This window comes from Streptomyces sp. NPDC048411 (assembly GCF_040704695.1).
Lineage (GTDB): Bacteria > Actinomycetota > Actinomycetes > Streptomycetales > Streptomycetaceae > Streptomyces.
In genome coordinates this window covers 1-9,898 of the sequence record NZ_JBEZKL010000194.1, presented here as the reverse complement: position 1 = coordinate 9,898, position 9,898 = coordinate 1, and the positions used below count along the sequence as shown (strand labels likewise).

Genomic DNA, 9,898 nt, shown 5'->3' with positions numbered 1-9,898 from the left:
GGAGGTCCACCGGCGCCGGGGAAGTGGCGTCAGCCGACCGGCGAGCGGGAGAGGGCCGGGCCGTACGTACGCCGCGCACACAGCGGAAATCTTCGCGGGCCCGCGGCGCGTCCGGTGCGCGCACGATGTGCGCCTCCCGGGGGAATGCATACCGTCGACAACGTCTCGCCGTGGTCTGACTCCGAGTCGCCCTACCGTTCGCCTACGGCCTGTACGAACCGATCCGCTGGGCCACGCGGCTCTTCACCGGCTGACCCGGGCGGACTCGACCCGCACCGCAACCACGACAAAGCCCCGGTCGTCGAGACGACCGGGGCTTGCTGGTGCGCGATACTGGGATTGAACCAGTGACCTCTTCCGTGTCAGGGAAGCGCTCTCCCGCTGAGCTAATCGCGCAGGGTGACCCTGCGTGTACTGCGTGCGCGATACTGGGATTGAACCAGTGACCTCTTCCGTGTCAGGGAAGCGCTCTCCCGCTGAGCTAATCGCGCGGGGTGATCCTTGCGGACCAGTGGACGATACTGGGATTGAACCAGTGACCTCTTCCGTGTCAGGGAAGCGCTCTCCCGCTGAGCTAATCGTCCTTGGAGGTGGAGACGGGATTTGAACCCGTGTAGACGGCTTTGCAGGCCGTTGCCTCGCCTCTCGGCCACTCCACCAGGAGTGCAGGGGTTCGGGAAAAGATCCCCCACTTCGAGCGGACGACGAGATTCGAACTCGCGACCCTCACCTTGGCAAGGTGATGCTCTACCAACTGAGCCACGTCCGCTTGTCGTTTCCGTTTCACTTGCGTGTCCCGGCGACGTGTTGAACTCTAGCGGATTCCTGGGCCAGTACAAAAACGCGTTTGTGCAGCGTGCTGAGGTGCGCTCGCCCCGGCGCAGGTCGCCGCGCACCGTCCTAGACTCACCCACGTGCTCGACCTTGCTCCAATGGCCCGCTTCGGCGGCCTTGTCGCGTCCGATCTGCGGGACGTGACCAGTGACCCCTCAGCCCTCGACTCGTCCGGTTTCTGGGCGGTATGCGCCGATTTCGAGGGCCGTCTCGTCTGTGCCCGCTTCGGGACCGTCCGGACCGAACCGGTGCCCGCACCCGTCCCCGGAGCCTGGCGCGGGCCCGGAGCCGACGACTGGGTCTCGTCCCTGGACCGTGTCGCGTACACCGCGGGCGTACGCCGGATCCGCGAGCACATCGCGGCGGGCGAGGTCTACCAGGCCAACCTCTGCCGGGTGATGACCGCGGAGCTGCCGGACCCGGCCGCCGCCGACGTCGACGCCCTCACCGCGTTGCTCGCGCGCGGCAACCCCGCCCCGTACGCAGGAACGATTCGGCTGCCCGCGCACGGCGTGGAGATCGCCACCGCGTCCCCCGAACTCTTCCTGAGCCGGGACGGACGGACCGTCGAGTCCGGGCCGATCAAGGGCACCGGCCGCACCGAGGCGGACCTGCTGGAGAAGGACCATGCCGAGAACGTGATGATCGTCGACCTGGTCCGCAACGACCTGGGCCGGGTCTGCGCCACCGGATCGGTCACCGTCCCCGACCTCTGTGTGGTGGAGAAGCACCCCGGGCTCGTCCACCTCGTCTCCACCGTGCGCGGCCGCCTTGCCGACGGCGCCGGCTGGCCCGAGCTGCTCGCCGCCGCGTTCCCGCCCGGCTCCGTCACCGGTGCACCCAAATCCAGCGCGCTCCGCATCATCGAGTCCCTGGAGACGGCGCCCCGGGGTCCGTACTGCGGCGGCATCGGCTGGGTCGACGCCGACCGGGCCACCGCCGGCCTCGCCGTCGGCATACGGACTTTCTGGATCGACCGGACCGGAGTGGCCCCGGTCCTCAGGTTCGGCACCGGCGCCGGGATCACCTGGGGCTCCGATCCGGAGCGCGAATGGGACGAGACCGAGCTCAAGGCCGCCCGGCTGCTCGCTGTAGCGTCGGGCGCCACCCAAGAAACTGGAAGGACCGCATGATGTGGATGTGGGTCAACGGCGAACTGCGTGACGCCGCCGACGCCCGGGTGTCCGTGCTCGACCACGGACTGACCGTCGGGGACGGGATCTTCGAGACAGTCAGGACCACCGGGGGCCGCCCCTTCGCCCTCACCCGGCACCTCGACCGGCTGACCCGCTCGGCCCGCGGTCTCGGGTTGCCCGACCCCGACCTCGACGAGGTGCGCCGGGCCTGCGCCGCCGTCATCGAGGCCAACCCGATGGAACTCGGCCGGCTCCGCATCACGTACACCGGCGGCCTCTCCCCGCTCGGCTCCGACCGCGGCAACGACGGGCCGAGCCTGGTCGTGGCGCTCGGGGAGGTCAAGCGCCGCCCCGACACCACCGCCGTGATCACCGTCCCGTGGACCCGGAACGAACGCGGCGCACTGGCCGGGCTCAAGACCACCTCGTACGCGGAGAACGTCGTCGCCCTCGCCCGCGCCCATGAGCAGGGCGCATCCGAGGCGCTCTTCGCCAACACCGTCGGACAGCTCTGCGAAGGCACCGGGTCGAATGTCTTCGTCGTCCTCGACGGACGGCTCCACACCCCGCCGGTCAGCTCCGGCTGCCTCGCCGGGATCACCCGCGCTCTGGCCGTCGAATGGTCCGGGGCGCTGGAGACCGAACTGCCCCTGGACGTCCTGGAGCACGCCGAGGAGATCTTCCTGACCTCCACCCTCCGGGACGTCCAGGCCGTCCACCGGGTCGACGGTCGCGAGCTGCCCGGCGGACCCGGGCCGGTGACGGCCAAGGCCATGCGGGTCTTCGAGGAGCGCGCCGCGAACGACCTCGACCCGTGAGCCGGTCCCATGACCCGGCGCGGGCCGTAGAACGGTCCCGAGCCGCGGACACCGTTCCGGACCGTGGAACGGAACAGGTCCGCAAAACCGGGTGACGGGTGGCGGCGCAGCGGATAGAACACCCGTGATGACCACGACCCTCCGGCCGACCGGGCCGATCCAGCAAGGCGCCGACGGCGCGAGGAAGCGCGCGTACGACGTGTGCGACAACGGGCGGCCCGTCGGGGCCGTCGAGATCGGTACCGAGCCCGGGTCCGGAGGGACGACAGGGATCATCCGCGGCCTGGGGATCGACGAACCGAACCGCAGGCGCGGCCGCGGCACCATCGCCGGGCTCGCCGCCGAGGAAGTGCTGCGCGGCTGGGGCTGTTCCCGGCTGACCGTGGAGGTCGAGCCGGACAACACGGCCGGACTGCGCCTGGCTGCTGCGCTCGGCTACACCGAGCGCAGCAGGAACATGGTCAAGGACCTGCCGCGGACCCCGCCCGTTCTGCCGGACGGGGTCACCGGGCGTCCGATGACCGAGGACGAGTTCGCGCAGTGGGAGAGCGCGGCCATCGCCGGCTACGCGGAAACCTTTGTCGCGCGCGGCGTTCCGGCGGACGAGGCTCTGCGCAGAGCCGAGACCTCTCACCGGACACATCTGCCGGACGGTCTCGCCACGGAGGCCGCGTACATTCATGTCCTCGTCGATGGCGCCGGCCGGACCGTGGGGCATGTCTGGGTGGCGCGGTTCGAAATGCACCCGGGGATGGTGGTCGGGTACGTCTTCGACGTCGAGGTGCTCGAAGAGTTCCGCGGCCGGGGGTACGGTCGCGCGCTGATGCTGGAGGCCGAACGCATCGCCCTGGCCGCCGGCCACGAACGGATGGGGCTGCACGTCCTCTCGGACAACACCCCGGCGGTCCGGCTGTACGAGTCGCTCGGCTATGAAACGACTCGGCACAACCTCGTCAAGCCGTTGTGACGGGCGGAGGGACGAGCCGGGTACGCCGCGGTCAGCACTGCTCCGCGAGGAGCCGGTCGGCGATCTCCTCGATCCGCTCGCGCAGCCCGTCCTGACTCCTGCCGCCGTCCAGCCGCTCGCCGCCGATCACATAGGTGGGGGTGCCGGTCACACCGATGGCCTTCCCCTCCGCCTGGTCGGCGTCGACGATCAGCATGTGCCGGCCGTCGATCAGAGCGGTGTCGAACTCCTCCGCATCCAGGCCGAGTTCACGCGCCACCTCGATCAGAAGCGGCTCACCGGTGCGGCCGAGCTCCTCGGTCCTGGCGAGCACGGCCTCGATGTACGGCCAGTCCTTGCCCTGCTCCGCAGCCTCCTCGGCGGCCTGGGCCGCGGCGTACGCGTGCTTGTGTTTCTCCAGCGGGAAATGCCGCAGGCGCACCTCGAGGCGGTCGCCGTACCGGGCCCGCAGGGCGTGCACATCGGTGAGGGCCCGGTGGCAGTCGGGGCACTGGAGCTCGCACCAGACGTCGAGGACGACCGGGGTTGCAGGGGTGGATTCGTTCATGTAACCAGTCTCCCAGGGCCCACGCGCGCATCTCAATCGGCACCGGCACGGGACCCGCGCACCGCAGGCCCGGTTCGGCTCGCCATCGTTCGGATCGGCACCTGGGGAGGATCCCGGCCCTGAAATGTCCCTGATGTGGTCGGGGATCATGGCCGCCGTCCCGGTGGGCGGTGCAGGATGGAAGGGACGTTTCCCCGTTGCGCCTGGAGGCCCCGATGCTTGCCGAGACCATTTGCTCCGCGGTGTCCGCGGCGGGCTTGGGCATTGCCGCCGTGACCGCCTACCGGAAGCGTTTCCTCACTGCGACCCGGATTGCCGCCTACTCGCTGGTCCCGATCGGGCTGGTGCTGACCGGTGTCGTCGAGTGGGTCTCCAATATCGCCTTCAAGCCGAGCGTCTGGTTCGGCTTCGGGGTGCTTGGGGTGGCCTGGCTGCTTTTCATGATCACGCGTGCGGTCGAACGCCGCGGCGTCGGCACCCGCAAGGAACGCAGGGCTGCCGCGCGGGCGGCGCGGTCCGATGCCGTCGCGCCCGCGGCGTCGGCACCGTCCCTGCGGGCCGGCGCACCGGCGGTCCAGCCACGGGAGAAGGCGAAGCCCGCACAGCGGGCCGCTGCCCCGGGCGATGACTTCAGTGACATCGAGGCCATCCTGAAGAAGCACGGAATCTGAAACCGGACCATCGGCAGCCATCGGCTATGAATCGATTCATGTCTCTTTCTTGACGCTGTACCGGGATGGGGCTAGCGTCCCGATCGGATTGAAACAATTCAGTCCACGGTGGGTGATCCGTGGCGGGTGCCCCGCGCCGCGCCCCGGCACACGAGGATGTTCGGCCCGGGACCACGGAGTGCCTCGCAGCGCCGTCCGTACGAATGGGCGACGGCCGCGGACGGTGCGGCCGGCGGCACCAGTAGGGCAGATCAAGTGGCACGTGTGGCAGGGATCAAGGATGTGGCCCGGCAGGCCGGAGTCTCCGTGGGCACCGTGTCCAATGTGATCAACCGGCCCGAAGCGGTGCTGCCACAGACCCGTGCCCGGGTCCTGGCCGCCATCGAGGAGCTCGGTTACGTGCGCAGCGAGTCCGCGCGCCAGCTCAGGGCGGGACGCAGCCGGATCATGGCGCTGCTGGTCCTCGACATGGGCAACCCGTTCTTCGTCGACGTGGCCCGCGGTGCCGAGCGTGCCGCCCGTGAGGCGGGCCTCGGGGTGATGGTCTGCAACAGTGGTCAGAGCCCGGCGGAGGAGTCCGAGTATCTGGGGCTCTTCGCCGAGCAGCGGGTGTGCGGTGTGCTGGTCACCCCGGCCGACGCGACCGGCCGCAATCTGGAGGCGTTCAGCCGCCATCACATCCCCTTCGTGCTGGTGGACCGGGTGGCGTCCTCGCCGGGGCACTGCGCGGTCTTCGTCGACGACGTCCGCGGCGGTTCCCTTGCCGTCGGCCACCTCCTCTCGGCCGGGCACCGCTCGGTCGCGTACGTCAGCGGGCCCGGCGACCTCCACCAGGTCAGGGACCGCCGTGAAGGCGCCCTGTCGGCTCTCGACCGGGCCGGCCTGGGGCCCGAAGCGCTCGTCGAGATCCCCTCCGGCCGGCTGGACGTGACCGCGGGCCGCGACGCCGGGGCCCGGCTGCTCGGACTCGTGCCGCGGCCGACCGCGGTGTTCTGTGCCAACGACCTGCTCGCCCTCGGCGTGCTGCAGTCGCTGTACGCGGCGGGAGTCCGGGTGCCGCAGGACATCGCCATCGTCGGCTACGACGACATCGAATTCGCCGCCGCCGCTGCCGTACCGCTCACCTCGGTCCGCCGGCCGGCCGCCGTGATGGGCCGGATGGCCACGGAACTCCTGCTGCAGGAGGCGGACGACGAGAACGGCACGCACGAGCACCGCAGCGTGGTGCTGCAGCCGGAGCTCGTCGTGCGTGCCTCCAGCGCGACGCCGCACTGACGGCCTCCCCCGCGATAGGGAGTGGGCTCCCCATCGCGGGGGAGGCCGTAAGCCACCCGGCGCTGCTCCGCCACACGTTTCCTTCCGTACCTTCCTTGCCGCATGTCCGAAACGGAGACCCTGTGACCCTGTTCGATCTGCCGCTGCACCAGCTTCGCGACTATCGCCCGGAGTCCGGTGAATCCGCCGACTTCGACGCCTTCTGGAAGCGCACCCTCGACGAGTCGGCCGCATACCCGCTCGAACCCGAATTCCAGTCGTACGACGCCGCGTTGAGCGCAGTCGAGGTATACGACGTGACCTTCTCCGGCTGGGGTGGACACCGCATACGCGCCTGGCTGAACGTTCCTTCGGGCGCCGAGGGCCCCCTTCCGTGTGTCGTCCATTACCTCGGTTACGGTGGCGGCCGAGGGCTGCCGCACGACCACCTCGTCTGGCCCGCGGCCGGCTGGGCCACCCTGCTCGTCGACACCCGCGGCCAGGGCGCCGTCAACAGTCACTCGGCGGGTTCCACCCCCGATCCCCACGGTGGCGCCAACCCGCAGTCGCCCGGCTTCATGACCCGCGGCATCCTCGACCCCGACGAGTACTACTACCGCAGGGTCTTCACCGACGCGGTCCGCGCTGTCGAGGTGGCCCGCGCCCACCCGTCCGTCGACCCCGACCGGATCGTCGTGCACGGCGGCAGCCAGGGCGGCGGCATCGCCCAGGCGGTGGCGGGGCTCAGCCCGAATGTGAAGGCGGCGCTGATCGACGTACCGTTCCTGACCCACTTCCGGCGGGCCGTCGAGATCACTGACGAGGACCCCTACCAGGAGATCGTCCGCTTCCTCTCCACCCAACACGGCGTGGCCGACCGGGTGTTCCGTACGCTCTCGTACTTCGACGGGATCAGCTTCGCCGCCCGGGCCACCGTCCCGGCGCTCTACTCAGTGGCGCTGATGGATTTGATCTGCCCGCCGTCCACGGTCTTCGCCGCGTACAACCACTGGGCGGGACCGAAGGAGATCGAGGTCTACCCGTGGAACGGTCACGAGGGCGGCTCTTCGGTCCACCGGGCCGCCCAGTTGCGGATGCTGCGCGATCTCGGCTGATCCGGCCGGGGCGGGGGAGGCGCGGGAGAACCGGCCGTGAGCCCGAATATGTGACAGCGGACCGGACGCCGGAGCGAATCCATCCGGGCCCGACGGGGGTGAACTCCCGTCACAAAGAGGCGTGTTGATCGCCAACAAGGTCCGGTCTGCGTCATGATCGTCCCGAGATGGTGGACACCTCCCCGGGCGATGCCCCCGCACCCCCTGCCGAAGAGCCGCGTGGCTGCCTCTTCGCGCTGTCCCAGCCCCCTTTGATGATCTTCCTCACGGTGGTTGGCGGTCTGCTGCTGATGGCCGCGTTGCACGATCTCTTCCTGCTGTGAGCGGGTGATGAAACGGGCGGCGAGCGGTCAGCCGGACGCTTCCTTGCGGCGTGCCCGGTACGCGGCGACATGCAGCCGGTTACCGCAGGTGCGGCTGGAGCAGTACCTGCGGGAGCGGTTGCGGGACAGGTCCACGAACGCGTCCCGGCAGTCGGGTGCCTCGCAGCGCCGCAGTCGTTCCTGTTCGCCCGCGACCACGATGAAGGCGAGCGCCATGCCGCAGTCGGCCGCGAGGTGGTCGGCGATCGATGCATCCGGCGCGAAGTAGTGCACATGCCACTCGTAGCCGTCGTGGTTGCTCAGCTGCGGCGTAGTGCCCGCCGAGGCCACGAGGCTGTTGACGAGACCGGCGGCGGTCTCGGCGTCCGGTGCCGCGAAGATCTCGGCGAACCGTCTCCGTACGTCGTGTACGGCCCGAAGATCCTTCTCGCCGAGTTCGGCCACGCCGCTGATGCGGTGGCGCCGGGCGAATCGGTAAAGCGCTTCGATGTCGGCGAGACCGTCGCTCGGTCCGCCCTCCGGCTGATCTGCCGCCGGTGCGGTGTTCACCAGCTCGACCACGATGTCGAGGGCGATCCGGGTGTCGTGGGGGATCAGCACGCTTTCGCTCCCTGGCCTCCTGCGGGCGGGCGCCCGCCGATGCCGGCTGACTCTACTGGCTCGGCGAGGACGCCCAGTGGCCCGAGAGGGCCCCTGGGGTCGACGAGGAGCGCATACCAGCCGACCAGGGGCTGACAGGGGCGCTCGGGGGCACTGAGGGCGCACAGGGCCCGCCCAGTGCGTACGGGAGGGCCGGGGCGTGCGCCCCTCATGCCCCCGGGGGACGTGCGCCCCTCATGCCCCCCGGGGGGGCACACGTGCCGACGCCGTCACCACAGTGGATTCCGTGATGACGGCGCTGGTGTCTGCCCTATGTGGTTGTCCGCGCGGCGCCGTCGCCCCGAGTCGGACGGCGCCGTGCAGCTCTCGGCCTGGCTCAGCTCTCGGCCAGGATGTGTGAGAGCTCCGTATCGAGGTCGAAGTGACGATGCTCGGTGCCGGGTGGAACCGCGGCGTCGGTCCGCTTCAGGAACGACTCCAGGGCCCTGGCCGGGGCCTCGAGCAGGGCTTCGCCCTCTGGGGAGCTCAGCGCGATGCAGACGACGCCCTGGCCGTGACTACGGGATGGCCAGACGCGGACGTCTCCGGTGCCGGTGGGCCTGTGCAGCCCCTCGGCAAGGAGGTCGCGGGCGAATACCCATTCGACCGTCTCCTCCGCTCCGGTGTGGAAGGTGGCGTGCACGGCATACGGATCGGCCGTGTCATACCGCAGGCCCGCGGGTACAGGCAGTGATGACTCGCTCGACACAACGAGGCGCAGGTGCAGCTCGCAGCTGACCGTGGTGTTCATAAGCGCCAGGGCCTTTCGCTCAGTGTGCGCTCGGGGATTCGCACGTCGGCGAAATCGACATGCCACCTACGGTGGCGTTGTAAACCCCTCTGACCCTTTTGTGGCGCTTCGGGTCGCTCACGCGGCGGTGTGTAACTTTGGGTTATGCGGCCATTCCGGTGACAAAGGCCGTTCCGATAGGTTGGGCCCATGAATGCGGAGAGTGACGCGCGGGACGAGATCGACGGAGCGGCGGCCCCGGCGCCCGCCGCGGGGGGCGTGACGGGGAAAGTGGCGCCGGACGTCGCCGAGGGTGTGGTCAAGGAGGAGCGGGCGTTCGGCTCCCGGGCGCCCGGGTTCGTCAAGGCGTCCAGGGCCCTGCATGTGAGCTGGCAGGTCGGCGTCTTCGTGATCGGTCTCGCCGTGGTCGTGGGGGGCATCATCATGCTGCCCCTGCCCGGGCCCGGCTGGCTGGTGATCTTCGGTGGCATGGCGATCTGGGCGACCGAGTTCGTCTGGGCGCAGTTGGTGCTGCACTGGACGCGCCGGAAGGTCACCGAGGCCGCCCAGAGGGCGCTCGATCCGAAGGTTCGGCGGCGGAACATCATCCTCACCGTGATCGGACTCGTGATCATCGCCGTGCTGGTCGGGATCTATGTCTGGAAGTTCGGAATCACGATGCCGTGGAAGATCCACGAGTGACCCCGGGGTGGTCGGAGAACGCCGCTGACATGGGGTAATGTTTGCGGTGTGCCCGGGCGATTAGCTCAGTGGGAGAGCGCTTCGTTCACACCGAAGAGGTCACTGGTTCGAAACCAGTATCGCCCACCGGGACAGAGGGCCCGTGAGACTGCTGAGTCTCAC

General features: G+C 69.7%; 11 protein-coding genes and 6 tRNA genes. 9 read left to right on the top strand and 8 right to left on the bottom strand.

Going from position 1 to position 9,898, the window contains the following annotated elements; all coding sequences use genetic code 11:
• Positions 1-321 precede the first annotated feature (321 nt).
• From AB0915_RS36210 to AB0915_RS36190, 5 genes are all read right to left on the bottom strand, one after another.
• Positions 322-396 (bottom strand) — tRNA-Val (locus AB0915_RS36210).
• A gap of 23 nt (positions 397-419) precedes the next feature.
• Positions 420-491 (bottom strand) — tRNA-Val (locus AB0915_RS36205).
• A gap of 21 nt (positions 492-512) precedes the next feature.
• Positions 513-584 (bottom strand) — tRNA-Val (locus AB0915_RS36200).
• A gap of 1 nt (position 585) precedes the next feature.
• Positions 586-659, bottom strand: a tRNA-Cys gene (locus tag AB0915_RS36195).
• Between the two features lie 37 nt (positions 660-696).
• Positions 697-769 (bottom strand) — tRNA-Gly (locus tag AB0915_RS36190).
• A gap of 163 nt (positions 770-932) precedes the next feature.
• Between AB0915_RS36190 and AB0915_RS36185 the strand changes: the two genes are divergently transcribed.
• The 3 genes from AB0915_RS36185 to AB0915_RS36175 all read left to right on the top strand — a co-directional run bounded on the left by AB0915_RS36185 (position 933) and on the right by AB0915_RS36175 (position 3,755).
• Positions 933-1,967, top strand: coding sequence for a chorismate-binding protein (locus AB0915_RS36185; protein ID WP_366695206.1), 1,035 nt, complete (start codon positions 933-935; stop codon positions 1,965-1,967).
• Positions 1,967-2,788, top strand: a complete 822-nt coding sequence (locus tag AB0915_RS36180) for an aminodeoxychorismate lyase (protein WP_366695204.1) — start codon at positions 1,967-1,969, stop codon at positions 2,786-2,788. Before AB0915_RS36185 ends, AB0915_RS36180 begins: the two co-directional genes overlap by 1 nt.
• Before the next feature lie 127 nt (positions 2,789-2,915).
• Positions 2,916-3,755 carry a GNAT family N-acetyltransferase gene (locus AB0915_RS36175; RefSeq protein ID WP_366695202.1) on the top strand — a complete coding sequence of 280 codons (840 nt, stop codon included), beginning with the start codon at positions 2,916-2,918 and terminating at the stop codon, positions 3,753-3,755.
• Positions 3,756-3,786: 31 nt separating this feature from the next.
• On the opposite strand, the gene AB0915_RS36170 is transcribed toward AB0915_RS36175, so the two are convergent.
• On the bottom strand, positions 3,787-4,302 hold the full coding sequence (locus AB0915_RS36170) for a DsbA family protein (RefSeq protein WP_366695200.1): 516 nt from the start codon (positions 4,300-4,302) through the stop codon (positions 3,787-3,789).
• 215 nt (positions 4,303-4,517) lie between these two features.
• On the opposite strand from AB0915_RS36170, the gene AB0915_RS36165 reads away from it, so the two are divergent.
• From AB0915_RS36165 to AB0915_RS36150, 4 genes are all read left to right on the top strand, one after another.
• Positions 4,518-4,973, top strand: coding sequence for a hypothetical protein (locus tag AB0915_RS36165; RefSeq protein WP_366695198.1), 456 nt, complete (start codon positions 4,518-4,520; stop codon positions 4,971-4,973).
• A 255-nt stretch (positions 4,974-5,228) separates the two neighbouring features.
• On the top strand, positions 5,229-6,248 hold the full coding sequence (locus AB0915_RS36160) for a LacI family DNA-binding transcriptional regulator (protein ID WP_366695196.1): 1,020 nt from the start codon (positions 5,229-5,231) through the stop codon (positions 6,246-6,248).
• A gap of 122 nt (positions 6,249-6,370) precedes the next feature.
• Positions 6,371-7,342 (top strand): acetylxylan esterase, encoded by a 972-nt coding sequence (locus AB0915_RS36155; protein WP_366695194.1) that lies wholly within the window; start codon positions 6,371-6,373, stop codon positions 7,340-7,342.
• A gap of 167 nt (positions 7,343-7,509) precedes the next feature.
• Positions 7,510-7,665, top strand: coding sequence for a hypothetical protein (locus tag AB0915_RS36150; RefSeq protein ID WP_266987865.1), 156 nt, complete (start codon positions 7,510-7,512; stop codon positions 7,663-7,665).
• Positions 7,666-7,692: 27 nt separating this feature from the next.
• On the opposite strand, the gene AB0915_RS36145 is transcribed toward AB0915_RS36150, so the two are convergent.
• Positions 7,693-8,265 (bottom strand): CGNR zinc finger domain-containing protein, encoded by a 573-nt coding sequence (locus AB0915_RS36145; protein WP_366695192.1) that lies wholly within the window; start codon positions 8,263-8,265, stop codon positions 7,693-7,695.
• Between the two features lie 376 nt (positions 8,266-8,641).
• Positions 8,642-9,055 carry an SsgA family sporulation/cell division regulator gene (locus tag AB0915_RS36140; RefSeq protein WP_003959770.1) on the bottom strand — a complete coding sequence of 138 codons (414 nt, stop codon included), beginning with the start codon at positions 9,053-9,055 and terminating at the stop codon, positions 8,642-8,644.
• A 189-nt stretch (positions 9,056-9,244) separates the two neighbouring features.
• Here AB0915_RS36140 and AB0915_RS36135 point away from each other — a divergent pair, with 189 nt between their 5' ends.
• Together AB0915_RS36135 and AB0915_RS36130 are read left to right on the top strand one after the other, a co-directional pair.
• The gene (locus AB0915_RS36135; RefSeq protein ID WP_366695190.1) at positions 9,245-9,736 is read left to right on the top strand and encodes a TIGR02611 family protein; all 492 of its coding nucleotides are present in this window, start codon (positions 9,245-9,247) and stop codon (positions 9,734-9,736) included.
• A gap of 54 nt (positions 9,737-9,790) precedes the next feature.
• Positions 9,791-9,862, top strand: a tRNA-Val gene (locus AB0915_RS36130).
• Positions 9,863-9,898 lie beyond the last annotated feature (36 nt).

Coding starts and splice junctions, on each gene's coding strand:
- AB0915_RS36165 (WP_366695198.1), top strand. CDS start 4,518: ATGCTTGCCGAGACCATTTGCTCCGCGGTGTCCGCGGCGGGCTTGGGC.
- AB0915_RS36185 (WP_366695206.1), top strand. CDS start 933: ATGGCCCGCTTCGGCGGCCTTGTCGCGTCCGATCTGCGGGACGTGACC.
- AB0915_RS36150 (WP_266987865.1), top strand. CDS start 7,510: ATGGTGGACACCTCCCCGGGCGATGCCCCCGCACCCCCTGCCGAAGAG.
- AB0915_RS36175 (WP_366695202.1), top strand. CDS start 2,916: ATGACCACGACCCTCCGGCCGACCGGGCCGATCCAGCAAGGCGCCGAC.
- AB0915_RS36140 (WP_003959770.1), bottom strand. CDS start 9,055: ATGAACACCACGGTCAGCTGCGAGCTGCACCTGCGCCTCGTTGTGTCG.
- AB0915_RS36135 (WP_366695190.1), top strand. CDS start 9,245: ATGAATGCGGAGAGTGACGCGCGGGACGAGATCGACGGAGCGGCGGCC.
- AB0915_RS36170 (WP_366695200.1), bottom strand. CDS start 4,302: ATGAACGAATCCACCCCTGCAACCCCGGTCGTCCTCGACGTCTGGTGC.
- AB0915_RS36180 (WP_366695204.1), top strand. CDS start 1,967: ATGTGGATGTGGGTCAACGGCGAACTGCGTGACGCCGCCGACGCCCGG.